At 62.6% G+C, this 23,987-nt stretch carries 20 protein-coding genes; 16 read left to right on the plus strand and 4 right to left on the minus strand.

Features of this window, described 5'->3' with window-relative positions; genetic code table 11:
• Nucleotides 1-16 precede the first annotated feature (16 nt).
• A complete protein-coding gene (locus tag ACY8GK_RS09495) occupies nucleotides 17-949 on the minus strand; it encodes a lipid A biosynthesis lauroyl acyltransferase (RefSeq protein WP_196181063.1) in 933 nt (310 codons plus the stop codon).
• 111 nt (nucleotides 950-1,060) lie between these two features.
• Here ACY8GK_RS09495 and minC point away from each other — a divergent pair, with 111 nt between their 5' ends.
• The 13 genes from minC to ACY8GK_RS09560 all read left to right on the plus strand — a co-directional run bounded on the left by minC (nucleotide 1,061) and on the right by ACY8GK_RS09560 (nucleotide 13,125).
• The gene (gene minC, locus ACY8GK_RS09500; protein ID WP_462402885.1) at nucleotides 1,061-1,813 is read left to right on the plus strand and encodes a septum site-determining protein MinC; all 753 of its coding nucleotides are present in this window, start codon (nucleotides 1,061-1,063) and stop codon (nucleotides 1,811-1,813) included.
• Nucleotides 1,814-1,908: 95 nt separating this feature from the next.
• The gene (gene minD, locus ACY8GK_RS09505) at nucleotides 1,909-2,721 is read left to right on the plus strand and encodes a septum site-determining protein MinD (RefSeq protein ID WP_196181066.1); all 813 of its coding nucleotides are present in this window, start codon (nucleotides 1,909-1,911) and stop codon (nucleotides 2,719-2,721) included.
• Between the two features lie 3 nt (nucleotides 2,722-2,724).
• The gene (minE, locus tag ACY8GK_RS09510) at nucleotides 2,725-2,979 is read left to right on the plus strand and encodes a cell division topological specificity factor MinE (protein WP_196181068.1); all 255 of its coding nucleotides are present in this window, start codon (nucleotides 2,725-2,727) and stop codon (nucleotides 2,977-2,979) included.
• Nucleotides 2,980-3,073: 94 nt separating this feature from the next.
• Entirely contained in the window at nucleotides 3,074-3,709 is a 636-nt protein-coding gene (locus ACY8GK_RS09515; RefSeq protein ID WP_196181070.1) for an RluA family pseudouridine synthase, read from the plus strand.
• A 158-nt stretch (nucleotides 3,710-3,867) separates the two neighbouring features.
• Nucleotides 3,868-5,157, plus strand: a complete 1,290-nt coding sequence (locus tag ACY8GK_RS09520) for a M18 family aminopeptidase (RefSeq protein ID WP_196181071.1) — start codon at nucleotides 3,868-3,870, stop codon at nucleotides 5,155-5,157.
• A 212-nt stretch (nucleotides 5,158-5,369) separates the two neighbouring features.
• On the plus strand, nucleotides 5,370-5,534 hold the full coding sequence (locus ACY8GK_RS09525) for a hypothetical protein (RefSeq protein WP_196181072.1): 165 nt from the start codon (nucleotides 5,370-5,372) through the stop codon (nucleotides 5,532-5,534).
• 48 nt (nucleotides 5,535-5,582) lie between these two features.
• Nucleotides 5,583-7,745, plus strand: a complete 2,163-nt coding sequence (locus ACY8GK_RS09530) for a mechanosensitive ion channel family protein (RefSeq protein ID WP_462402886.1) — start codon at nucleotides 5,583-5,585, stop codon at nucleotides 7,743-7,745.
• Nucleotides 7,746-8,031: 286 nt separating this feature from the next.
• A complete protein-coding gene (locus ACY8GK_RS09535; RefSeq protein ID WP_196181074.1) occupies nucleotides 8,032-9,096 on the plus strand; it encodes an ABC transporter substrate-binding protein in 1,065 nt (354 codons plus the stop codon).
• Between the two features lie 130 nt (nucleotides 9,097-9,226).
• Nucleotides 9,227-10,033, plus strand: coding sequence for an alkaline phosphatase family protein (locus tag ACY8GK_RS09540; RefSeq protein ID WP_196181075.1), 807 nt, complete (start codon nucleotides 9,227-9,229; stop codon nucleotides 10,031-10,033).
• A gap of 23 nt (nucleotides 10,034-10,056) precedes the next feature.
• A complete protein-coding gene (locus ACY8GK_RS09545) occupies nucleotides 10,057-10,869 on the plus strand; it encodes an ABC transporter permease (RefSeq protein WP_196181093.1) in 813 nt (270 codons plus the stop codon).
• Nucleotides 10,859-11,659 (plus strand): ABC transporter permease, encoded by an 801-nt coding sequence (locus tag ACY8GK_RS09550; RefSeq protein ID WP_196181076.1) that lies wholly within the window; start codon nucleotides 10,859-10,861, stop codon nucleotides 11,657-11,659. The genes ACY8GK_RS09545 and ACY8GK_RS09550 overlap by 11 nt, the downstream gene beginning before the upstream one ends.
• Before the next feature lies 1 nt (nucleotide 11,660).
• Nucleotides 11,661-12,650, plus strand: coding sequence for an ABC transporter ATP-binding protein (locus ACY8GK_RS09555; protein ID WP_196181077.1), 990 nt, complete (start codon nucleotides 11,661-11,663; stop codon nucleotides 12,648-12,650).
• Nucleotides 12,651-12,714: 64 nt separating this feature from the next.
• On the plus strand, nucleotides 12,715-13,125 hold the full coding sequence (locus ACY8GK_RS09560) for a PA2817 family protein (protein ID WP_196181078.1): 411 nt from the start codon (nucleotides 12,715-12,717) through the stop codon (nucleotides 13,123-13,125).
• Nucleotides 13,126-13,165: 40 nt separating this feature from the next.
• Here ACY8GK_RS09560 and ACY8GK_RS09565 read toward each other — a convergent pair whose 3' ends face one another.
• Complete coding sequence (locus ACY8GK_RS09565) at nucleotides 13,166-14,653, minus strand: hypothetical protein (protein WP_462402887.1); 1,488 nt, start codon at nucleotides 14,651-14,653, stop codon at nucleotides 13,166-13,168.
• Between the two features lie 410 nt (nucleotides 14,654-15,063).
• Between ACY8GK_RS09565 and ACY8GK_RS09570 the strand changes: the two genes are divergently transcribed.
• From ACY8GK_RS09570 to ACY8GK_RS09580, 3 genes are all read left to right on the plus strand, one after another.
• Nucleotides 15,064-15,600, plus strand: a complete 537-nt coding sequence (locus ACY8GK_RS09570; RefSeq protein ID WP_462402888.1) for a fimbrial protein — start codon at nucleotides 15,064-15,066, stop codon at nucleotides 15,598-15,600.
• Nucleotides 15,601-15,809: 209 nt separating this feature from the next.
• Nucleotides 15,810-16,535, plus strand: a complete 726-nt coding sequence (locus ACY8GK_RS09575) for a fimbrial biogenesis chaperone (protein WP_462403008.1) — start codon at nucleotides 15,810-15,812, stop codon at nucleotides 16,533-16,535.
• A gap of 129 nt (nucleotides 16,536-16,664) precedes the next feature.
• Nucleotides 16,665-17,204, plus strand: a complete 540-nt coding sequence (locus ACY8GK_RS09580; protein ID WP_462402889.1) for a fimbrial protein — start codon at nucleotides 16,665-16,667, stop codon at nucleotides 17,202-17,204.
• 74 nt (nucleotides 17,205-17,278) lie between these two features.
• Here ACY8GK_RS09580 and ACY8GK_RS09585 read toward each other — a convergent pair whose 3' ends face one another.
• Together ACY8GK_RS09585 and ACY8GK_RS09590 are read right to left on the minus strand one after the other, a co-directional pair.
• The gene (locus ACY8GK_RS09585; RefSeq protein WP_462402890.1) at nucleotides 17,279-21,061 is read right to left on the minus strand and encodes an RHS repeat domain-containing protein; all 3,783 of its coding nucleotides are present in this window, start codon (nucleotides 21,059-21,061) and stop codon (nucleotides 17,279-17,281) included.
• Nucleotides 21,062-21,115: 54 nt separating this feature from the next.
• On the minus strand, nucleotides 21,116-23,986 hold the full coding sequence (locus tag ACY8GK_RS09590; RefSeq protein WP_462402891.1) for a hypothetical protein: 2,871 nt from the start codon (nucleotides 23,984-23,986) through the stop codon (nucleotides 21,116-21,118).
• Between the last annotated feature and the right edge of the window lies 1 nt (nucleotide 23,987).

The raw sequence follows: 23,987 nt of genomic DNA on the forward strand, positions 1-23,987 counted from the left end.
CTGCCTGGGCGGTCGCCTAGCGCTTCTTCTGGTACAGCTTCGGCGCCCCTGGCGGACGCGACTTGAAACGACGGTGGGCCCACAGATACTGCTCGGGGCATGCGCGCAGCACCTGTTCGATCCATTGGTTGATCCGCAGGCAGTCCGCCTCCTCGCTTTCCCCGGGGAAGTCGACGAGCGGCGGATGGATGACCAGGCGATAACCACTGCCATCTTCGAGGCGACGCTGGGTGAAGGGAATGACCCGCGCCCGGCCCAGGCGGGCGAACTTGCTGGTGGCCGTGACGGTGGCCGCCGCAATGCCGAACAGCGGCACGAACAGGCTCTGCTTGGTGCCATAGTCCTGATCCGGCGCGTACCAGATGGCGCGCCCGCCACGCAGCAGCTTGAGCATGCCGCGTACGTCCTCGCGCTCGACGGCCAGCGCATCGAGGTTATGCCGTTCCCGGCCGCGCCGCTGGATGTAGTCGAACAGCAGGTTGTCGTGCTCGCGGTACATGCCATCGATGGTGTGCGCCTGCCCGAGCAGCGCGGCACCGATTTCCAGGGTGGTGAAATGCACGGCCATGAGGATCGCCCCCTGCCCGTCTCGCTGGGCGGCCTGCAGATGCTCCAGCCCTTCTATATGGGCCAGGCGGGCCAGCCTGGCTCGCGGCCACCACCAGCTCATGGCCATCTCGAAGAACGCGATGCCGGTGGAAGCGAAGTTTTCCTCGAGCAGCCGTTGCCGCTGGTCGTGCGACAGCTCCGGAAAGCACAGCTCCAGGTTGCGCGCGGCGATGCGCCGACGCTCGCCGGCGACACGGTACATCAGCGCGCCAAGCAGGCGCCCCAGTCGCAGCAGGACCTTGTAGGGCAGCTGAACCACCAGCCACAGCACGGCCAGGCCAAGCCAGAGCCCCCAGAAACGAGGATGGAAGAACAGGGGACGAAAACGCGGGCGTTCCATTGAAGCATCCGGAAAGACAAGGGCCGGGCATTCTACAACGGATCGCCCGTGGTTGCGGCTAAGTGACGTTATCGCTATAAGTCAGGGCACTTTTTTCGCAACAAGCCGTCTATGCAGACCATGAGCCTCAATCAGACACCTGACACCATACCCGTGTTCCAGCTCAAGGGCAGCATGCTCGCCATCACCGTGCTGGAACTGGCCCACAACGACCTCGACGCGCTCGACCGGCAACTGGCGGCGAAAGTGGCCCAGGCACCGAACTTTTTCAGCAACACCCCCCTGGTGCTGGCGCTGGACAAGCTGCCGGCCACAAGCGGCGCCGTCGACCTGGCCGGGCTGATGCGGGTGTGTCGGCACCATGGCCTGCGGACTCTGGCGATTCGCGCCAACCGCATCGAGGACATTGCCGCGGCGATCGCCATCGACCTTCCCGTGCTGCCTCCTTCAGGTGCCCGCGAGCGCCCGCTCGAGCCCGAGCCAGAGGTCAGGAAGCCCGAGCCAGCGCCGCCACCGCCGAGCGAGCCCGAAGTGCGGCCGACACGGATCGTCACCGCGCCGGTTCGCGGGGGCCAGCAGATCTATGCCCAGGGCGGCGACCTGATCGTCACCTCGTCGGTAAGTCCGGGCGCGGAACTTCTCGCCGACGGCAACATCCATGTGTACGGCGCCATGCGAGGGCGGGCCCTGGCGGGCGTGAAGGGCAATGTCCGGGCCCGGATCTTCTGCCAGCAGATGACCGCCGAACTGGTCTCGATCGCCGGCCAGTACAAGGTCTGCGAAGAGCTTCGACGCGACCCGCTGTGGGGGGCCGCGGTGCAGGTCAGCCTGTCCGGGGATGTGTTGAACATCACCCGCCTTTAACGGATACTGCCGTCATTTTTAGTGCAACTGTTCACTCGTTGCCGTTTCGTGTATTTGCTGGGACGCCTGTCCCGTTCATCTAGGGGTGAAACACCTTGGCCAAGATTCTCGTCGTTACCTCCGGCAAGGGGGGCGTGGGCAAGACCACGACCAGCGCCGCCATCGGCACCGGCCTCGCGCTGCGCGGCTACAAGACTGTCATCGTCGACTTCGACGTCGGCCTGCGCAACCTTGACCTGATCATGGGCTGCGAACGCCGCGTGGTGTACGACTTCGTCAACGTGGTCAACGGCGAGGCCAACCTGCAACAGGCGCTGATCAAGGACAAGCGCCTGGAGAACCTGTTCGTGCTGGCGGCCAGCCAGACCCGCGACAAGGACGCGCTCACCCAGGAAGGCGTCGAGAAGGTGCTCATGGAGCTCAAGGAAACCTTCGACTACGTGGTCTGCGACTCGCCGGCCGGTATCGAGAAAGGCGCGCACCTGGCCATGTACTTCGCCGACGAGGCGATCGTGGTGACCAACCCCGAGGTCTCGTCGGTGCGCGACTCCGACCGCATGCTGGGCATCCTGTCGAGCAAGTCGCGCCGCGCCGAGAACGGCGGCGAGCCGATTAAGGAACACCTGCTCATCACCCGCTACCACCCCGAGCGCGTCGTCAAGGGCGAAATGCTCAGCGTCGCCGACGTCGAGGAAATCCTGGCCATCAAGCTCAAGGGCGTGATCCCCGAGTCGCAGGCCGTGCTCAAGGCCTCCAACCAGGGCATCCCGGTCATCCTGGACGAGCAGAGCGATGCCGGCCAGGCCTACAGCGACACGGTCGATCGCCTGCTGGGCAAAGAAAAAGAACTGCGGTTCGTCGATGTACAGAAGAAGGGATTCTTCGAGCGCCTTTTCGGGAGCAAATAAACCATGAACCTTTTTGACTTCTTTCGTGGCAGACAGAAACAGTCCAGCGCGTCGGTAGCGAAAGAGCGTCTACAGATCATCGTGGCGCACGAGCGCGGGCAGCGCAGCACCCCGGACTACCTCCCCGCCCTGCAGAAGGAGCTGGTCGAGGTGATCCGCAAGTACGTGAACATCGGCAGCGACGATGTGCATGTCGCCTTGGAAGACCAGGGCAACTGCTCCATCCTCGAGCTCAACGTCACCCTTCCCGAACGCTGAACACCACGCTTCGGGTCACCTGCCCGGCGACGGACAGACCGGCAGCGATGCTGCCGGGCCTGCCGTCGCCGCTGTTTTTTGCAGAGAGCATGCAATGCCGCTGTCCAGCATCCAGATCCTCCATGAAGACGCCGCCATCCTGGTGGTCAACAAACCTACCCTGCTGCTTTCGGTGCCAGGCCGGGCCGACGACAACAAGGACTGCCTGATCACCCGCCTGCAGCACAATGGCTACCCGGACGCGCTGATCGTCCATCGCCTCGACTGGGAAACCTCGGGCATCATCCTGCTGGCCCGCGACGCCGCCAGTCACCGCGAGCTATCCCGGCAGTTCCATGATCGCGAAACCGAAAAAGCCTATACCGCACTGTGCTGGGGCCAGCCGGAACGCGACAGCGGCAGTATCGACCTGCCGTTGCGCTATGACCCACCAACCAAGCCGCGGCATGTGGTCGACCATGAACATGGCAAGCATGCGCTGACCTTTTGGCGCGTCCTCGAGCGTCACGACGGGCATTGCCGCGTCGAGCTGACCCCCATCACCGGCCGTTCGCACCAGTTGCGCGTGCATATGCTGTCGATCGGTCATCCGCTGCTCGGCGACCGGCTCTACGCCAACCCCGAGGCGCTGGCTGCCCATGATCGGTTGTGCCTGCATGCCAGCATGCTGACCTTCACCCACCCGATCTGCGGCCAACGCTTGCGTTTCACCTGTCCCGTGCCTTTCTGAGCTGCAAGCTGCAAGCCAAGAGCGGGTGGTGAGCATGCAGCCATGCAAGATCGCCCAACATGGCTTCATGCTTGCAGCGACGCGGCTTGCGGCTTGCGGCTTGCGGCTTGAAGCTTCAAGCTTGCAGGTCAAAGCTTGAAGCTCGTCTGGAGTAACTTATGCGCGATGCCCTGAATCGAGGCTTGATCGATTTCCTCAAGGCTTCCCCTACCCCGTTCCATGCCACCGCCTCCATCGTCAGGCGCCTGGAGGCGGCCGGCTATCAGCGTCTCGACGAGCGCGACAGCTGGACCACGGCACCGGCCGGTCGCTACTACGTGACCCGCAACGATTCTTCGATCATCGCCATCCAGCTGGGCAAGCAGTCGCCATTGCTCGGCGGCCTGCGCATCGTCGGCGCGCATACCGATAGCCCTTGCCTGCGGGTCAAGCCGCAACCTGAGCTGCAGCGCCATGGCTTCCTGCAACTGGGGGTCGAAGTCTATGGTGGTGCCCTGCTCGCGCCCTGGTTCGATCGCGACCTGTCGCTGGCGGGCCGTGTCACCTTCCGCCGCGACGGCAAGGTGGAAAGCCAGCTGATCGACTTCAAGCTGCCGATCGCCATCGTGCCCAACCTGGCCATCCACCTCAATCGCGGTGCCAACGAGGGCTGGCCGATCAATCCGCAGAACGAGCTGCCACCGATCCTGGCCCAGGTGGCCGGTGACGAACGGGTCGACTTCCGTGCCGTGCTGACCGAACAACTGGCCCGCGAGCATGACCTCAACGCCGACGTGGTGCTCGACTACGAGCTGAGTTTCTACGATACCCAGGACGCCGCGCAGATCGGCCTGCATGGCGAATTCGTCGCGGGCGCGCGCCTGGACAACCTGCTGTCGTGCTTCGCTGGCCTGCAGGCGTTGCTGGCCGCCGATAGCGATGAAACCTGCGTGCTGGTCTGTACCGATCATGAGGAGGTGGGCTCCTGCTCGGCCTGCGGTGCCGACGGGCCAATGCTCGAGCAGACGCTCCAGCGCCTGCTGCCGGACCATGCCGACTATGTGCGAAGCATCCAGCGCTCGTTGCTGATCTCGGCCGACAATGCCCATGGAGTGCATCCCAACTATGCCGACAAGCATGATGGCAACCATGGCCCCAAGCTCAACGCCGGCCCGGTGATCAAGGTCAACAGCAACCAGCGCTATGCCACCAACAGCGAAACCGCAGGCTTCTTCCGTCATCTGTGCATGGCCGAGGAGGTCCCGGTACAGAGTTTCGTGGTACGCAGCGACATGGGCTGCGGCTCGACCATCGGGCCGATCACCGCCGGACACCTGGGCGTGCGCACAGTGGACATCGGCCTGCCGACCTTCGCCATGCATTCGATCCGCGAACTGTGCGGCAGTCATGACCTGGCTCACCTGGTCAAGGTACTGACGGCGTTCTACCGCAGCCGGGACTTGCCTTGACGGGAGCCGGGTTCGAGCCTGATCGTCTGGCGGCGGCCGCTCGGCGGTCGTGCACTCCACCGCTGGGTAGCTGGCCGTGCTTGCAGCACCATCGGTGGGGTTTGCATACGCTCGGAACCTGGCCATGTCATCCATTTTCACGCCAATGCCGTCAACCCGGTTCCGGCCTACACTGTTGATATCGGCCTAGCCGCCAGCAGAAGGAACCTGCCATGTCCGCCTTTCATTCCATGTTGATCCCGGTCGTCGCCGGGTTGTCCTTGCTGACCCTTGGCTTCAGCCTGCGCGAGCGGGATGTCGGGGTATTGATGATGTGGCTGGGCACGCTCGGCATGTTCGGCATCATGTGCTGGAAGATCCTCGAGAAACTGGCCTGAGAAATCCTCTACACTCGGGCGATCGTACGACCTGAGGTAGATTTCCCGGTGCCTGTTCTTCTGCGTTGCCTTCATCTGCTGTGCCTGCTGCTGTTCGTCACGTCCGCCCAGGGAGCCGGCCTGCCGGGCCTGCTCGGCTCGAGCAGCGCGCCCCAGGCGCAATCCTCCGAGCCCCTGGGCAAGTCGCTCGACGAAGTGATCACCACCTTGGAAAACGACCAGCAGCGCGGCAAGCTGCTGGCCGACCTGAAAAAGTTGCGCGACAGCACCCGCCAGGCCCAGCCGACCCCGGAGCAAGGTGTGCTGGGCCTGATCGGCGGCACCCTGCACGATCTGGAAAAACAGTTCAGCGGGGATGCCAGCCCGTTCTTGCGCTGGTCGCGGGAACTCGATCAGGCACGCCAGGAGCTGGCTGCTTTGGTGGTGCCTATCGAGCAATGGCCGATGATCCTATTCGGCTTCGCCGCGGTCATCGCGGTGTGGAGCCTGCTGGCCCTGGCCTTCAACTGGATAGGCCATCGCGTCCGGGTACGCTTCGGCCTGACCGAGGAACTGCCGCAACATCCGCGTCCCTGGGACCTGGTGCGCTTCGCCCTGCGCAAGCTCGGGCCCTGGTTGGTCGCGCTGGTCTTCACGGTGTACCTGAGCTTCGCCCTGCCCCCCTCGCTGGGCAAGTCGATGGCGATGGTTCTGGCGTATGCCCTGGTGGTCGGGACCTGCTTCTCGGCCATCTGCGTGATCGCCTTTTCCCTGCTCGATGGCCCGCATCGCCATCGAGCCCTGCACATCCTGCGCCACCGCGCCTTCAATCCACTGTGGCTGATAGGCAGCTTCGCCGCCTTTGGCGAGGCGATGAACGACCCCCGCCTGACCGACGCCCTGGGCATCCATCTGGCCCATGCCCTGGCCACCGTGGCCAACGTGCTTGCCGCCCTGTGCAGCGGGCTGTTCATCGTGCGCTTCCGTCGCCCGATCGCGCATCTGATCCGCAACCAGCCGCTGCCCCGGCGTCTGAACAGGCGCACCTTGAGCGATACCATCGAAGTGCTCGGCAGTTTCTGGTACGTGCCTGCGCTGGTGCTGGTGGCGATCTCGCTGTTCGCCACCTTCGTTTCCGCCGGGGACACCAGCACGGCCCTGCGCCAGTCGCTGATGTGCACGGTGCTGCTGGTGGTCTGCATGGTGCTCAATGGCCTGGTGCGCCGCCACGCCACCAGCCCCCGGCGGGTCAACCGCCGCCAGCAGGTCTATGCCGAGCGCCTGAAGAACTTCGGTTACGCCCTGGTGCACCTGTTCATCTGGCTGGTATTTCTGGAAATCGGCCTGCGTGTCTGGGGGCTTTCGATGATCCGCTTCGCCGACGGCGACGGGCACGAGGCGAGCATGCGTCTCATGGGCCTGGCCGGCACGCTGATCGTCGCCTGGCTGGTATGGATCCTGGCCGACAGCGCCGTGCATCACGCCCTGGTGCGCTCACGCCGCGGCCTGGCCAACGCCAGGGCGCAGACCATGATGCCGCTGATCCGCAACGTGCTGTTCGTGACCATTTTCATCATCGCGCTGATCGTCGCGCTGGCGAACATGGGCATGAACGTCACGCCGTTGCTCGCCGGTGCCGGCGTCATCGGCCTGGCCATCGGCTTCGGTGCCCAGTCGCTGGTCGCCGATCTGATCACGGGCCTGTTCATCATCATCGAGGACTCGCTGGCCATCGACGACTACGTCGAGGTCGGCGGCCACCTGGGTACCGTGGAGGGGCTGACCATCCGTACCGTGCGCCTGCGCGACATCGATGGCATCGTTCATACCATCCCGTTCAGCGAGATCAAGAGCATCAAGAACTATTCGCGGGAGTTCGGCTACGCGATCTTCCGTGTGGCCATCCCGCACAACATGCCGATAGACCAGGCCATCGCCCTGGTGCGCGAAGTGGCGCAGAAGCTGCGCGCCGACCCGTTGATGCGCCGCAACATCTGGTCGCCCCTGGAGCTGCAAGGCGTGGAGGGTTTCGAGTCGGGCTCGGCCGTCCTGCGCGCCCGCTTCAAGACCGCGCCCATCAAGCAGTGGGAAGTCTCGCGGGCCTTCAACCTGGCACTCAAGCGTCAGCTCGACGAAGCGGGCCTGGACCTGGCCACGCCGCGCCTTTCGGTGCAAGTGGTCACGGCAGGTGGCGGTGGCATGGGCGAAGCGGGCGGCGACCTGGCCGGTTGAGTCCGCGCTCGACGCCAGCCCCCACGGGCGCCACTGCCTCCGCAATGGCGTCAGGCACGCAGCAGCGCCCTTGCAGCAGACGGAACTGGTCTACGCTGTAGTGTCAGCAAGCCATCCCGGTTCGGGCTACATCAAGCTGTCATGCCCGTGGTCCAGGCTGGCCAGAACGCTGGCTGGCCTAGGGTTCGTAGGAAAACTGCCCACGCAACGTTCCGTACGAACCCAAGCGCCGCAGAGCCAGGTTCGCTGCACGTTCTCGATTGCCATAGCTTCCAGGGAGTTCCGGATGAAAACGTTCTTCATGGCGTCACTGCTGGGCTCGGCCCTCGCATTGTCCCTCTCGGCCATCGCTGCCGACACCGATATCAAGGCATTGGAAGACGCTGCCCGCAAGGAGGGCGCGATCAACAGCGTCGGCATGCCCGACGCCTGGGCCAACTGGAAGGCGACCTGGGACGACCTGAGCCGCCAGTACGGACTCAAGCACAGCGATACCGACATGAGTTCGGCGCAGGAGATCGCCAAGTTCGAGGCCGAGAAGGACAATGCCAGCGCCGACATCGGCGACGTTGGCGCGGCCTTCGGCCCGGTTGCCGTCGCCCGGGGCGTCACCCAGCCCTACAAGCCCACCACCTGGCAGCAGATTCCCGAGTGGGCCAAGGACGAGGATGGGCACTGGGCGCTGGCCTACACTGGCACCATCGCCTTCATCATCAACAAGGACTTGGTCAAGCAAGCCGATCGCCCCAAGACCTGGCATGACCTCGAACGTGGCACGTACAAGGTCGCCATCGGCGATGTGGGCACGGCGGCCCAAGCCGCCAATGGCGTGCTCGCCGCGGCAATCGCCTACCAGGGTAGCGAAGCCAATGTCGAGCCGGGACTGCAGCTGTTCACCAAGCTGGCCCAGGACGGGCGTCTGTCACTGGCCAACCCGACCATCCAGACCCTGGAGAAAGGCGAGGTCGAAGTAGGCGTGGTCTGGGACTTCAACGGCCTGAGCTACCGCCAGCAGATCGATCCCGAACGTTTTGAAGTGCTGATTCCAGCCGATGGCTCGGTGATTTCCGGCTATACCACTATCATCAATAAATATGCCAGGCACCCGAACGCGGCCAAGCTTGCTCGGGAATACATCTTCAGCGATGCCGGCCAGACCAACCTGGCCATCGGCCACGCCCGGCCGATCCGTGCCGAGCATCTGAAGCTGCCGGCCGAGGTCCAGGCCAGGCTGCTGCCCAACGAGCAGTACGCCGCCGCCCAGCCGATAAAGGATGCCACGGTCTGGGAAACGACCTCGAAGAAACTGCCGCAGATGTGGCAGGAACAGGTCATCATGGAAATGGAATGAGGCAGGCTGGGCGTCGGTGAGCGCAGGACCACCCGCCATGACCGACGCGGTTCCCGCCCCCCTGGGATCGGGCTCGCCTTCGCCAATGCCTGAACTGCCGTCATCCAGCCATCAACCTGAGCGAAGCGCCATGTCACACAATGTCATCCTGGTCCTGCTCGACGGCCTCAATCATCAGGTGGCCTATCATGCGATGGGGCACCTGCATGCCTACGTCGAGGCCGACCGCGCCGCGCTGTATCGCCTGGAATGCGAGCTGCCGGCGCTGTCACGGCCGTTGTACGAATGCATCCTTACCGGGGTCGCGCCGATCGACAGCGGCATCGTGCACAACCAGATCCACCGGCTATCGAGCCAGCGCAGCGTCTTCCACTATGCCCGGGAAGCTGGCCTTGGCACCGCGGCTGCTGCCTTCCACTGGATCAGCGAGCTGTACAACCGCAGCCCATTCGACGCCCTGCGCGATCGCCATACCCATGCGCCGAAGCTGCCGATCCAGCATGGGCTGTTCTACTGGGCAGACGACTACCCCGATTCGCACCTGCTGGCCGATGCCGAGTACCTGCGCCGCCGTCATGCCCCGAACTTTCTGCTGGTTCATCCGATGAGCGTGGACGATGCCGGGCATCGTCATGGCCTGGACAGCAGCCACTACCGCAATGCCGCGCGCAGGGTCGATATCCTGCTGGCCGACTACCTGCCGCGCTGGCTCGAAGAAGGCTACCAGGTGATGATCACGGCCGATCACGGCATGAACAACGACCGTTCGCACAATGGCCTGCTGGTCGAGGAGCGTGAGGTGCCGCTGTTCGTGTTCGGCCAGGCATTCAGCCTCGACCCTGCCGCCAAGCCCTTGCAGACCGACCTGTGCGGCACCCTGTGCACCTTGCTCGGCGCAGCGCACGACAAGACCGTCTGCCGGGAACTGCTGGCGTGAAGTCCAGCCGACGCGCCCGCGCGATGGCCCTGCTCTGCCTGCTCCCGTTCGCCTCGTTCTTCATCGTGTTCCAGGTCGCGCCGCTGGCCTGGGTCGCGCTGCACAGCCTGCAGGACGACGCAGGCTGGAGCCTGGACAACTTCACGCGGATCTTCACCTCGAAGTTCCAGCGCCAGGCGATCCGCCATAGCCTGGAAATCAGCTTCTGGTCGAGCCTGATCGGCATCCTCGTCGCCGGGCTGGGCGCCTATTCGCTACGGCAGGTCGATTCGCGACTGCGCGACTTCGTCGCCGCCTTCGCCAACATGACCAGCAACTTCAGCGGGGTGCCGCTGGCGTTCGCCTTCATCATCCTGCTCGGCTTCAATGGCGCGCTGACCCTGCTGCTCAGACAGGCCGGACTGATCGAGGGCTTCAACCTGTATTCGAAAAGCGGGCTGATCCTGGTGTACAGCTATTTCCAGATCCCTCTCGGCGTGCTGCTGCTCTACCCGGCCTTCGAGGCGCTGCGCGAGGACTGGCGCGAAGCCGCCGCGCTGCTTGGGGCTGGTCGCTGGCAATACTGGCGGCACGTCGGCCTGCCGGTTCTGGCACCGGCATTGATCGGCACCTTCGTGATCCTGCTGGCCAATGCCCTGGGCGCCTACGCCACGGTCTATGCCTTGACCACCGGCAACTTCAACGTGCTACCGATCCGTATCGCGGCGCTGGTGGCCGGCGACATCACGCTCGATCCCAACCTGGCCAGCGCCCTGGCCATGGTGCTGGTCGGCCTGATGACCTTGGTCACGCTCGTGCATCAATGGCTGCTGAGGAGAACCTACCATGCCCGGTGAACGCCCAGCCGGCCGCGGCAACCTGTACCACCGCCTGGTGGTCTGGCTGCTGTTTCTCATCCTCCTGCTGCCGCTGGCCGGCACCCTGCTCTATTCGCTTGCCACCAGTTGGTCGGCGAGCCTGCTGCCCAGCGGCCTGACGCTCAAGTGGTACGTGGCCTTGTGGAGCGAGCCGCGCTTCCTTGCCGCCTTCGCCCATTCGCTGCTGGTCTGTTTCGCGGCGCTGCTGCTGTCGGTGGTACTGATCCTGCCGTTGCTGTTCGTGGTGCATTACCACTTCCCGCGGCTCGATGCGCTGATGAACATCCTGATCCTGCTGCCCTTCGCGGTGCCGCCGGTGGTGTCCTCGGTCGGCCTGCTACAGCTTTATGGCAGCGGCCCGCTGGCCATGGTCGGCACGCCATGGATCCTGATCGGCTGCTACTTCACCATCGCCCTGCCCTTCATGTACCGTGCGATCACCAACAACCTGCAGGCGATCAACCTGCGTGAGCTGATGGATGCGGCGCAACTGCTGGGAGCCAATACCTGGCAGGCCGCGTTCCTGATCGTGCTGCCCAACCTGCGCAAGGGTCTGCTGGTGGCCCTGCTGCTGTCGTTCTCGTTCCTGTTCGGCGAGTTCGTCTTCGCCAACCTGCTGGTCGGCACCCGCTACGAGACCTTGCAGGTGTACTTGAACAACATGCGCAACAGCAGCGGGCATTTCAACAGTGCGCTGGTGATCTCGTACTTCGCCTTCGTGCTGCTGCTGACCTGGTTCGCCAATCGCCTGAACGAGGACAAGTCTTGAGATGAGCTTCCTGAGCGTGCAAAACCTGCGCAAGAGCTATGCCGGGGCCATGGTGTTCCAGGATATCGACTGCCAGGTCGAGCGCGGCGAGTTCGTGACCCTGCTGGGGCCTTCCGGGTGCGGCAAGTCGACCCTGCTGCGCTGTATCGCCGGGCTGACGCCCGTGGACAGCGGCAGGATACTGCTCGATGGCCATGACCTGGTACCGCTGAGCCCGCAGAAGCGCGGGATCGGCATGGTGTTCCAGAGCTATGCGCTGTTCCCCAACATGACCGTGGAGCAAAACGTCGCCTTCGGCCTGCGCATGCAGAAGATCGCGCCACATGAGCGGCTGGCCCGCGTGCATGACATCCTGCAGCTGGTCGAGCTGAAAGCGTTTGCCGCACGTTACCCACACCAGCTGTCCGGCGGCCAGTGCCAACGGGTCGCCCTGGCCCGCTCGCTGGTGACCCGGCCGCGGCTGCTGTTGCTCGACGAACCGCTATCAGCGCTCGATGCACGCATTCGCAAGCACTTGCGCGAGCAGATCCGAGCGATCCAGCGCGAGCTCGGGCTGACCACGCTGTTCGTCACCCATGACCAGGAAGAAGCACTGGTGCTTTCCGATCGTATCGTGCTGATGAACCAAGGTCGCATCGTCCAGAGCGGTGACGCCGAGACACTCTACACCGCGCCCGTGGACCTGTTCGCGGCGGGCTTCATCGGCAACTACAACCTGCTCGATGCCGACAGTGCCAGCCGACTGCTGCGACGTCCGATCGACAAGCGCCTGGCGATTCGCCCAGAAGCCATCAGCCTTGCGCTGGACGGCGACCTGGACGGCCGGGTGCTTGGCCACAGTTTGCTGGGCAACGTGATTCGCTACCGGGTCGAGGTTCGCCAGGTGCAGCTGGTGGTCGACGTGCTCAACCGCTCGGCTGCCGACCTGCATGCCGCTGGCCAGCCCGTTTCCCTGTCCATCGACCCAGCGGCACTCAGAGAACTGCCCTGAACGCCCCATGCCCGCCGATCAGGCGTATACTCCGCCTCCGTTTCAGCCAACCGAGGACTTTTCCATGGCCAATCCGCATCTGGAATACCACCTGCAGCTGCTGCAGCACCTGCGCACCATCCTGGTGGCGCTGGGCGAGGCGGAGCAGGTCCCGGAAGAAAGCCACGCCCTGTTCCTCGAACGCTTCGACGAACTGCTGGTCGAGTTGCCGCGCGACCCTCTGCAGAGCCAGTACCTGGGTCAGGACCTGATGTGCCAGGTCATCCAGCGCTACCCACAGATCGCCCATCTGGTACCCCGCGACCTGCTATGGTTCTTCGGTGGCGATTGCCTGCACTTCATGCCGGACGAAGAGCTCGATCTCTATCAGCGGCTGGAAGAGCGCAGGTACGAGGCCGAACAGAGCGATGAGCCGTTCGACTGGCATCAGGAGAAGCAGCTGCTGGGCGCAGCCCCCCAGGGAAGCTGGCACTGAGTCTGGAGGTCTCCGGCGCCAGGCATGTCCGAGCAGATGCTCAGTCCTCTTGCAGACGCACGACTTCGCTGGCAGTGAAGAAGGGCATTGGCACGATGGTCAAGGCAAAGCGCCACTCGGACATGTCGCGCAGATCTTCGGCCATGACGATGGTGACCTGGCTCGGATTGCGCTGCGCCGGGGTAAACACACCTGTATCCGACACGGTCCCGTTGCCGGCAACGACATGCCATTTGATCTCGGCATACGAGACCTGTCGCTCTTCTTGCCAGCGATCGATGTAGCAAAGTTTCATCTGCAGCCTCGCCCCATTGATAACGAAACGAATGAAATGGGTGGGCGCGACGAAAAAGGTCACGAAGGTGGCCGATGCGCTTGCCGAGCCATCGTTGGCCTGCACCTGCTGGGCGACTATGGGCAAGTCAGCCATGCTGGCCCGGTAGGCTGCAGGAATCAGCGTCTCGCCCGCTGTATTGTAGACCGCCGCGGGAGAGAGCTGGCGTGGGGGTACGTAGTAGTGATCCTCGCCTCGTCTTTCAAGACGCCCTTCGGCTTCCCCCGTCACGCTCCATGTCGCATCGAGCATTGGCCAGCCAACGAACTGTAGTTTCTCGCTCTGCGCTCCTGCCCGAACGATCTGTGCCAGCGGAGCGATTCGATAGATGGACTGTGCGGCAGCGGGCAACTCGCTGGCCAGTGCCGTCGAGTAGGAATTCAGCCAGCCAGAGCCGTTGTCTTCACGTGCTCCGCCAGACACTACCAACCTTCCCGGTGGGGCGAAGAGCTGAGCGACCCAGGCGGAGTCCGCCGGCGCTTTGCCTGCGGCAGCTTCGGGAAAGACGGAGGCAGGAAACAGGGCTTGCATGTAGGTGACAGCCAGCGGCCCCTGCATCGCTCGCGATGGCAAGGCGAGCATCGGGCTTCGATAGGTACTGGGTTGCCTGAAGGCCTGCAGCAAGACTGTCTCGGCCTCCAGATGGCCATGGATCCACAACTCTCGAAGGGAACTCGCCTGGGGCGGGGTCAGCGCGACAATATCGATACGCTTGCGCCTGTTATAAAAATCCCTGTACGCCTGGGGCGCATCAAAGATCCCCAACCTGTAAGCCGGCGTTCCCGTCCACTCGAAACTGAGCTTCTTATCCTGGGATGCACTGTACCGGAGAAAGCTGCTCTTCAGCTCGACGAATACCGCAAAGTCCCCACCTGCCAATTCGTCATCCAGGCGCACGATTTGTTTCGCGCCGACATTGCTCCGCTTGGACACTCGCACGGTAGTCACCCGAGACCTTGCCATCCGCAACTGCCATTTGGAGTCGAGCATGCCCAACCTTGCCGGCGCAAAGTTGACTACCATGGCTTGCCATACACCCGCTGCCATCGGTGCGACGCTGATCAGCGTCTCAGGCCCGATCTCTTCCTCGGGCCCTCGCCACACTGAGGTGTAGAGCAAGGCGTTTCCCCACAGGGAGACGACAAACGCGTCCTCATTCGGGGTTTCGCCCCCCTTCAATTGTCCAATATCCATCAATCGCTCCCCGCAGGATTTTCCGATACTCCATCATCTTGCCGGGGTGAAGAAAACTGATATTTTTGCCAGTGGACGATATGTCGAATCGCGATCTTAATTAGTGCAACACGGCTATATATTGTTTGCAAACGCTCTGTCTGCCCTGAGTGTCTTGGAGAGTCCAGCACGTCCGCGAAAACTGTGCGCGGTGGCACGCCCTTTCTAAATATCGCACCCGTGATAGTTTCGGAAAATTCACTAATCCATCACTCAGTTTAATCCCCCCTGCTTGTCAGACTTACCCTACAGAAAGATGGAAAAGACATGAGTAGTGTTTCATCCGCTGCCCACCAAATCAGACGAGCACCGTCCGGACACAGCTTGATTCCGCGTAGACGAGCTGCCCGCCCACAGTCATTGGAGATCACATGAAAAAAATCACCTTCGCCCTTGCCCTGAGCATAGCCAGCAGCGCAGCCCTGGCCAATTCCGGCTCGATCAACTTCCATGGCCAGGTCCACGCCGGCACCTGCCCGATCCAGATCATCGATCCATCCACCGGCCTGCCGATGAGCCGCATCAACATGGGCAACGTCAGCGTCGCCAACTTCACCGCAGTGGGCAGCGAAGCAGCTTCCCGCCCGTTCAGCATGCGCGTGACGCCTGGCAGTGGCTGCGTTGTCAACAATGGCACAGGATCGGTCACCTTCACCGGCGCCTACGGGGGAGTAGGCAGCAACAGCTCGCTATATGCGCTGCAGCCAGGTGGCGCCACCGGCCTGGCCCTGATCATCAAGGATGACACCGGTGCCGCGGTAGCCAACGGAGCCGCTTCCAAGAACTACGCACTGGACGACACGAAGCCCACCGACATGCTGTTCTCCGCTGCGTATCAGTCCATTGCCGCCAGCGTCACGGCAGGTCAGGCCAATACCGATGTGCAGTTCCTGGTCACCATTCCCTAAGGGTTTGCACGAAAAGCCGTCGAGCGGCGATCAGGCAAGGCGAAAACCGGCGAGCAGCCGCAGATTACGGGTTGTAACCGAGCCTTCCGAACCCGTTTCAACGCAGCATGATCGCCGCTCAGGCATTTTTCGTACAAAGCCCAAGCATGATGTCAGACGTAGCGAATATGTCTGGCGTCGACTTCCCTCTTTTCGAAGGTCGTGCCCAGATGCTCAGTCACCTGCGTCATCTTGCCCTCGGCACCTGCCTGATGGCATTCCTGCCGTCGGTGCAGGCTGCCTTGACCGTCAACACCACCCGTATCGTCTTCGCCAGTGAAAAGCGCAGCACGTCGGTCGTGATCGCCAATCCCAGCCCGCATCCCTATGCCGTTCAGAGCTGGGTCAATACGGCCAAGGACGATACCGACACGCCTGTGCCTCTGGCCGTCTCGCCTGGACTCTTCCGCCTGGACCCAGGCAAGGAGCAGATGCTCCAGATAAACCGGCTGCCCAACGACCTGCCCCAAGACCGTGAGTCGCTCTTCTATCTCAATGTGCAGGAAATACCTCAGGTCGACCCAAGCGAGGAGAACGTACTCAATATCGCACTGCGTACCCGGCTCAAGCTCTTCTACCGTCCTGGCCAGCTCAAGGACATTCCGGCCAGTCGCCTCGACCAGCTCAAGTGGTCGCTGCGCCAGGAAGCCGGATCTGTTCAGTTGATCGTCGACAACCCCACGCCCTACCACTATACCTTCGGTCGCTTGGAGGTGAGCGGCGCGGGCAAGACCGAGGCGATCCAGGCAATGGACATGGCGCCGCCGTTCGGGCAGCAAGCTTATGATCTCAAGACCATCAAGCCAGTCAGCGGGTTACAGGTGACTTTCACCACGATCAATGATTACGGGGTCGCCACGCCGGTCATGCAGCGGGCCTTGTCGGGCAGGCGTTGAAGATGCTCGAGTGGCAGCCTTTCGTCAAAGATCCTGGCAGCCAATCACTCCATTTTTCTCCACTAGCCAGCTACCCCGCTTCATGGAATGCAACCCGCCTTCCATAATCCGGGAATGACGGAGCACATCATGAAGAACATCGCCCTCGCCTTGAGCTTCGGCCTGGCCAGCAGCTCATCCCTGGCCAACACCGGCTCGATCAGCTTCCACGGCCAGATCGATGCCGGGACCTGCGCGATCGAGATCATCGATCCGGATACCGGCCTGCCATTGAGCCGGGTCTACATGGGCAGCGTCAACACGGCCCAGTTCACCCAGGTGGACCAGGAGGCGGTCGTGCGCGCCTTCGCCATGCGCCTGACACCTGAGGCAGGCTGTCTCCTGGTACCTGGAGCCAATGCTTCCGTGACATTCACCGGCAGTTACGGCGGCGCCGGCGCCAGGGGCACACTGTACGCGCTGGAGCCGGGTGGGAGCACTGGGCTAGCGCTGAGCATCAAGGACGATAGCGGCGTACCGGTCGCCCATGGGGTGCCTTCCAAGCTGTATCCCCTGGATGACTCCAGGCCAACCCGGATGCTGTTTTCCGCAGCCTACAAGGCCATCGCTCTTCCGGTCACCGCCGGCCAGGCCAATACCGACATCCGTTTCCTGGTCGATATTCCCTGAGGCTTGTCCGATGCAGATGTGCCTGAAATTCGTTTCCGGCAGCTCGGGCCTTGCGGCCCGAGCTGCCGTGCATCTCAACTTTCCTGGCTTGCCAAGCGGTCCAGCGGATCATAGTCATAGCGGGCACCGCCGCCATCGGACAGTTCCACACTCATCAGGCGCCCCAGGGCATCATAGCTCAACGTCCTGCCTTGCTCGTCCTGTACCAGATTGCCATCGCCGTCATAGAGCAGTTCGATTTTTGCCGGATAGTCAGGATGGGTGTTCTCGATACCACTCAACTGCGCGGGATCTTCATTCTCGAACAGGTAGGTGGCCTCGTTGTCCTCCAGCTTGCCGTCAGCCCCGTCGAACGCCGTGAAGACCCAGACGATGTTATCCAACCGGTCGAAGTCGAACTGCTGTTCGCGTATGGTCTTGCCATAGGGGTCCAAGGGGGCCAAGGGGCCGTCACAGGTATAGGACACCAGGCGGCCACGCAAGTCGTAGTCATAGGTTTCATCGCGCAGGAGCTTGCCTTGCTCGGTGAGCGTCTTGCGGGTGAGCTGGTCGATGGCGTTGTACGTCTGGGCAAGTTCCTGCGTCGTGTCCGAATGGATGAAACGACGCAGTGTTTCCCGGCCCAGCTCATCGTACTCGAGTTCGGTGGTCAGCTTCTGCTCGCCGTCCTGTGTCTCGATGCGCTCGAGGTTGCCTAGGGCGTCATAGCTGAAGTCGCTTCGGGTAGACCCCAGTGTGGTGTTCTCGAGGCGGCCAGCCTGGTCATAGGTGTAGCTCTGCTCCTGCCCAAGAACGTCGACATACGACAATATCCGCCCTTGCAGGCTGTAGTCGTACTGCATGTTCCAGCTTTCTTCACCTATTCTGCGGGTTTCCAACCTGAGCTCACCGGTACTGAAGTAGTCGCGGCTGATTTCCTGATGCTGTTCCTTGCTGGAAGTAAGCCGGGCGTTCTTGGCATCGTAGACATAGTTGGCCTGCTTGCCAGGTATCCCTCGCTGCAAAGGGGCTTCGCTCAATTGCGGCAGGTACTGGTACTCGATTTCCTGGCCGGTGGCGGTCATGACTTTCCTGGGCTGGCGCTGTCCGGGGTCGTAGAACATGACACGCTTGCGCCCACCGGTGGTGGAAGAGACCATGCGGTCGATCCCGTCGAAAGCCTGCTCTCCCAACACGATGATGTTCTGCCTCTCCTGTATCTGGATCCTGGTCGGCAGATCTTGCGAACTGTGAACCGCATAATCCCGGTGCACGACGGTGTTGTCCGGCAGCGTCTGGTCGACGAGGCGGTCGAAGGCATCGTATGCATGGCGGGTCACCGCACGTCGCCCATCGATTTCCCTGACGGTACGTCCCAATCCGTCGTAGAAATATTCGTGCTTGCTGACGGCTTTCTCCGCCAGGTCGAAACGCTGCATCTGGGCAGGCTGTTGGAATGGGTTGATCCAGGTCACTGTCTTGCCCAGACGTTTCTTTCCATCGGCAGACTCGCTCCAGACGGTCTGAATCGGCAGATCTCCCGACTCGGCAGTGCCAATAGGGTCGTTGTGCTGGAAGTGCTTGACCAGGTCCGGGCCGGTTTCGCAGCACTGCTGTCCCCACTCATCGTACTCATATAGGGTGCGAAGGGGGACCTGCTCGTTCCCTAGCCAATCGTGCTGGACTTCCTCGATCAACTGGCCGAGCCCGTCGTACGCCGCCTGGTAGCGAAGGCGGAATTCCTCGCGCAACACACTGTTCTGTGCATCGGCATCGTGACGCAGCTCGCTTACCGTTCGATTGAGTCCATCGACCAGCGAACGGGTAATCACACCCTTGACGTCCGTCATGCTCTGCCAGGCCTGCTGTCCCGCATCGCTCACCAAGTAGTAGGCATATTCCCGCGAAGCCCTGTAGACGTCATCGTTGGGCGCCACCGTCTCCCGGACGACCCGGCGCAACGCATCATATTCATAGGCGATCTCGACATCGTTGTCGTCACGATTGAGTAAGGGTTCGCCGATCAGGATCGAGTGCTCGAGCGTGATCTTCTTGCAGGCATGGCGCGGCAGGCCATCTTCCCCGGGACGACCATGGTCGAAACCAGTCAGTGTCTGTTCGGTGATCAACACCGGATGCCCGTCACGCACTTCCTTGCGATAAGCGTATTCGGTCGTGGTGTCTTGTCCTCCCATGCTCAAGGTCTGCGACAGGGCTCGACCATGACGCAGCACATCGCCGACATTGTCGATGGCTTGGAAGGAGGTGGCCTGCAAGGCAGGCCGCTCGACCGTGTCGATCACCTCGCACAAGGTCTGCTGGCACGGCAGCAGCCAAGTTGAAGCGGAGGTTGCGAAACCGCCCGCGCCGCCAGCGAGAGCGGCAAGCGCCTGGTAGCGGTAACTGGTGCGCAGCACAGGCGCCGGAGCATCACCACCTGGCGCAGGGTGCACCGTTTCACTCTTTAGGTTGCGCACGAACCCCTCCGGATCGGGCGGACACCCTTGATCACCCTGGGCAGGATAGTACTCGATGACCGTGCGTACCCCGGTAGGCTGGATCTCCTCGATCAGGTTGCCATGCAGATCATAATGGGTTTCGACCGTCTCGCTACGACGTCTGGCAGCATCCTGATCGAGCCGCCAGGTCTGGGTGCTGGTTCGTGGCAGCTGGAAATTGTTCGGCTGGTTGTCGAACGCCTCGGTGACTTTCCCGTGATAGGTCGTCTCGCTGACCTGTACATGACCGGCCTGCCGGGTGATCTCGCTCTCGAGCAGGTGGAAGCGGTTGTATCGCCGCTCGACCGTGCGCGCTTCCACTTCCTTGTCATCGACGGTCAGCCAATGATGAGCCGTGGTGCTGTACTTATAGCTTGCCTGGGCGCGATACAGGTTGTCCTGGCCATCGTCGCGCCAGGTGATACCGCTGTTGTTGCCCAGGAAGTTGTTCTGCGCCTGCTGGCCGGTGTCTGGATCGCGGTAGGTATAGGTGTAGGTGGTCTTGAGCGGTGGTTGGCCTGACCCGGGATCGATCAGGTGGGTGGTGACCCGGGGCAGCGCCACGCGTGAACCACCACCCGGCAGCAGGTGGCCGTCATCCTCGTAGGCGATGTCCTCCACCGCGCCGACCGGGGTCCAGATCTTCTTCAGGCACGTCAGCTCGCGCACGCGGGCATACTCGAAACGCCAGCTCGCCTTGTCCTCGGTCGGCAAGATGACCTTGCGCAACTGACGGTTGCTCAGCTCCAGCGTGTAGCGCGCGAACGGCGCGCCATTGGCACCGGCGCCGGGATGCAGGTCGAGGGTCACCTGGCCGAGGGCGTAGTCGAGCTGCAGCAGCTGCAGGCCATTGCCATCGACGATGCGTTCCAGGCAATGCTGGCCCTGAAACAGGGTGTAGGTCAGTTCCAGGTGGTGGCCAGAGGGCGCCTGCACGCGGGTCGGCAAGGCGACGGGCTGCTGGTCGCCGAATGGGGTGAGCATTTCCACCAGCCCGGATTTGTGCACGATCCGGTAGCGCTGGTCGCTGGAGGTGCTGTCGTCATGGAAGTGGAAGCTGTCGATCTTCTTCTCGCGGATCGCCGGCTGCGGGCCGCTACCGGTGACCTTGTAGCTTTCCCCGGTGTGCAGCGAGAGCATGTGGGTAGCGAGCACGTACTGGCTCAGGGCAAGGTTCCAGCCCTGGCCAAAGCCTGAATCCTGGTCGTTGAACGGGTTGAACGACAGGCGCAGGGGCAGTTGCGGGCCGATCAGGTCGTTGCCGACCAGGGCTGGCAGCTCGATGGCCAGGGTGTACTGGCCGGTGCGCGGGTCGACGCTGTTCTGCACGAAGCTGAGGAAGTTGAATGCATTGGAATGAACTACGGATTTGATCGTCATGACTGTATTCCAGTAAGGGAGCTGGGCCCCTGCCTTACCGGCAGAGGCACTCGTTTAGCGAAGAGACAGCTGCAGCTTGTCGCGCACGGTAAGTCCGTTCCTGCCATCCGCTTCGTCGATACCAAAGCTCAAGCGCAACCTGTGCAGGTTGCCTTCCTGGTCGATCAGTTCCAGTTCCAACGGCCGTTCCAGGCTGGCACGGTAAGGTTCGCCGGTCTGAATATCGTCCCAGAACTTGAAGCCCGAGCGCCGGTGCAGGCTGATCAGCAACTCGCCGGGTGCGACGTTTTCTCCCTCAAGGCTTGGCAGGCTGTGCTCACGATGGCTTGCCATGCGAAAGAGAAGCCCGTCGAAGAGCAGTCCCTCATCCGCTTCTTTGCCGTCGGCACGGCTGAATGCGAAGCCGGTGTAGCTGCAGTAGTGATCCTCGTACTGCTGCGAAGCCCATCGGATCGTCGACTTGTTCGCCTGCGAAGCAATGCGCAGGCGAACGAACTTGACGACGGCCCCACCGCGCACGACATGCGCCAGACGCCAATGGTCCGTGGTGTTGTCCACATAGACGAATTCGTCCCCCTCGACAGGCGAAACATCGCCTGAAACGCGCTTGCGCTCGAAAGAATAGGAAGGACGGGCAAAGCTGGGCACCGTAAGGCCGGTCAACTCGACCCGCCCTTTCTCGCCACTGTCTTTCGAATAGAACCACTGGTAGGTCTGGCTATTCTGTATGGCCGCATAGACCTCGATGGTCGTGGCCTGCCGGGTATGTACGAAAAGTCGGCGGCGCCTGATCTGCGCAAGACTGGTCGCAGGATCTTGCTCGGCGATCACTCCAGCGGGAGGATCGACCCTATTCTTGCTGGTACTGACTGCCCAGGTCAGGTCACTCCCTGGATCGATGCCTTCCTCGTCCGGCTTGAGGAACGGAATTTCATTCGAGCTGCCCTGCTCCATCAGCTTCAAGCTGGCCAGGTCGGCATCGGAGATTTCCAGAGGCTGTCCATCGGGGCCGTCCTGGGCCGCGACGCTGACTTCGATTTCCAGTTGCTGCCAACCGTTGGCGAAACACCGAGGTACGCCTATCACCTTCACTTCAAAAGTGCTCAGTCTGGTCCAGGACATCACTGCCGACGAAACGACTCGGTCCTGGGCGACCTCCACCAAGGCATAGCCTGTGCGTTCGTCACCGTCATCCGCCATGATCACGCTTACCGGCAAGGTCGGCTTCTGCGCAGGGGTATAGCGTCCATCGGCATCGATTTCGCCGTCGCCAAATACATGCCAGGTCACTTTCCGATTGCTGTTGGCCAGGCTGAACGTGACCGTCTGGGCAGACTCCAGCTGCGGCACATGATAAGGCTCGACGGCCAGGCTGGCTGGCCAGGCGATGATTACCACCGCACATTCTGCGCTCTGCCCGCTCTGCCTGTCGGTCACCTTGATCTGCTGGATGCGAATTTCCGGCACGAACGAGCTCGGGTTCGCGGGGGTGAAGCGCGCCCGCCCTGCGCCTAGGTCTTCGAGCACGCCAAGTGGCTCTTCGATGTAGGCCTGCCCGTTGGCTCGGGAGCCGTGGCGTTGCGCCCCCCCCGCCAGCTGATGGCTGCCCGCCAGGGTCCAGCTGAGGGTGCCGCCCTCGCTGGTGGCAGCGCGCAGCTCGATCGGCGCATTGCCAGCGACCCAGCTCGCCACCCGCGGGCTAACCTGGACGGAGCGCGCACGCTCCGAAACCAGGGCATGCCGGCGGCCTTCGGGGTAGGTAGCGCTGACCACCACCAGTTGCCGATCCTGGGCGAAATCGGCTACACCGCGCGAGTTGTACGTCGAGCCTTGGAAGCTGCCCGAGGCCAAGGGTCGCAGCAAGTTGCTCGCTGACCACTGTACTGCCGATGGTGCGCCGTGCAAGGTGAATGGCTGGTGCTGCCCGGCAGCGACGGTAGCGAAGGCAGGCTCGATACGCACGGTCTGCGCGCTGGCCTGCCATTGGCCAAACAAGACCCAGTCGCAGGGGGTATGGCGGTCAGTATCGGCAAAGGCCAAGCCATTGGTCATGCGCAATGGCCTGAGCGCCTCCAAGGCATCGCCTGCACCTAGACCGTCTATGGTCGGGTCGAGAATCAGCGTACCGGCAAGGCCGCTCGCTTCTTCGGGAATCGGATAGGGGAAATCGAAGCCCGGATCAGGAGCGCCACCTGGTCGTGCATCGACACCCAGCTGCATGAACACCAACACGGCGCCGTCGCCATAACGTGGATCGGGCTCCGATTGCCCCCATGGCGCAGCCATGGTGCGCACCTCGATCCGGCTCGGACTCAGCGGATGATAGTCTTCCAGATCGAACCGGCCGAGCGTGTAGCTGCGACGGTAGGCTGGCTGGTAGCCGATGTACTCCTGCAGACGTCGGCCGAGCATCCGGTTGGCGTATTCGGTGGGCGCAAGGTTCGTGGAGACGTCATGCATTTGCGCCAGGTCGAGCACCACGGAAGCATAAGCGCTGCTGTCACCTGACTCGGTGCCAAGCGCAAGCCGAGCCTCGACTCGATAACCAAGTTCCTCGCCGATGGAGAAGCTCTCCACCACCCGCCTGGGTTGACCGACAGGCGCGACTTCGCGTACGCATTCGCCGGCGATGATGCTCAGCCGTAGGGTCAGCTCGGCCTTGGCAAACGTCGCCTGTTCGAAGGACACCTCGGGCGCGCCGAAAACCAGGCCACGGAACGATATGGTCACCTGGCCACCTTCGTCCAGATCGGCTTGCAGATCGATCGGCTCGACGAAGCTCAGGCCACCCAGCGCTTCGAGAAACTGCTCGCGCAGCGTCAGGTTCAGGACCTTCTGGTCAAGAGCCAGGACACCACCCCAGCCATGGCGAACGGAAGCCTGACTCAGGCGTTCGAGAAGTTGCTGCTTGGAATGTCCGCTCATG

It is taken from the genome of Pseudomonas sp. Marseille-QA0332 (genome assembly GCF_054950175.1).

Coding starts and splice junctions, on each gene's coding strand:
- ACY8GK_RS09495 (WP_196181063.1), bottom strand. CDS start 949: ATGGAACGCCCGCGTTTTCGTCCCCTGTTCTTCCATCCTCGTTTCTGG.
- minC (WP_462402885.1), top strand. CDS start 1,061: ATGCAGACCATGAGCCTCAATCAGACACCTGACACCATACCCGTGTTC.
- minE (WP_196181068.1), top strand. CDS start 2,725: ATGAACCTTTTTGACTTCTTTCGTGGCAGACAGAAACAGTCCAGCGCG.
- ACY8GK_RS09515 (WP_196181070.1), top strand. CDS start 3,074: ATGCCGCTGTCCAGCATCCAGATCCTCCATGAAGACGCCGCCATCCTG.
- ACY8GK_RS09520 (WP_196181071.1), top strand. CDS start 3,868: ATGCGCGATGCCCTGAATCGAGGCTTGATCGATTTCCTCAAGGCTTCC.
- ACY8GK_RS09525 (WP_196181072.1), top strand. CDS start 5,370: ATGTCCGCCTTTCATTCCATGTTGATCCCGGTCGTCGCCGGGTTGTCC.
- ACY8GK_RS09535 (WP_196181074.1), top strand. CDS start 8,032: ATGAAAACGTTCTTCATGGCGTCACTGCTGGGCTCGGCCCTCGCATTG.
- ACY8GK_RS09540 (WP_196181075.1), top strand. CDS start 9,227: ATGTCACACAATGTCATCCTGGTCCTGCTCGACGGCCTCAATCATCAG.
- ACY8GK_RS09545 (WP_196181093.1), top strand. CDS start 10,057: ATGGCCCTGCTCTGCCTGCTCCCGTTCGCCTCGTTCTTCATCGTGTTC.
- ACY8GK_RS09550 (WP_196181076.1), top strand. CDS start 10,859: ATGCCCGGTGAACGCCCAGCCGGCCGCGGCAACCTGTACCACCGCCTG.
- ACY8GK_RS09555 (WP_196181077.1), top strand. CDS start 11,661: ATGAGCTTCCTGAGCGTGCAAAACCTGCGCAAGAGCTATGCCGGGGCC.
- ACY8GK_RS09560 (WP_196181078.1), top strand. CDS start 12,715: ATGGCCAATCCGCATCTGGAATACCACCTGCAGCTGCTGCAGCACCTG.
- ACY8GK_RS09565 (WP_462402887.1), bottom strand. CDS start 14,653: ATGGATATTGGACAATTGAAGGGGGGCGAAACCCCGAATGAGGACGCG.
- ACY8GK_RS09570 (WP_462402888.1), top strand. CDS start 15,064: ATGAAAAAAATCACCTTCGCCCTTGCCCTGAGCATAGCCAGCAGCGCA.
- ACY8GK_RS09575 (WP_462403008.1), top strand. CDS start 15,810: ATGCTCAGTCACCTGCGTCATCTTGCCCTCGGCACCTGCCTGATGGCA.
- ACY8GK_RS09580 (WP_462402889.1), top strand. CDS start 16,665: ATGAAGAACATCGCCCTCGCCTTGAGCTTCGGCCTGGCCAGCAGCTCA.
- ACY8GK_RS09585 (WP_462402890.1), bottom strand. CDS start 21,061: ATGACGATCAAATCCGTAGTTCATTCCAATGCATTCAACTTCCTCAGC.
- ACY8GK_RS09590 (WP_462402891.1), bottom strand. CDS start 23,986: ATGAGCGGACATTCCAAGCAGCAACTTCTCGAACGCCTGAGTCAGGCT.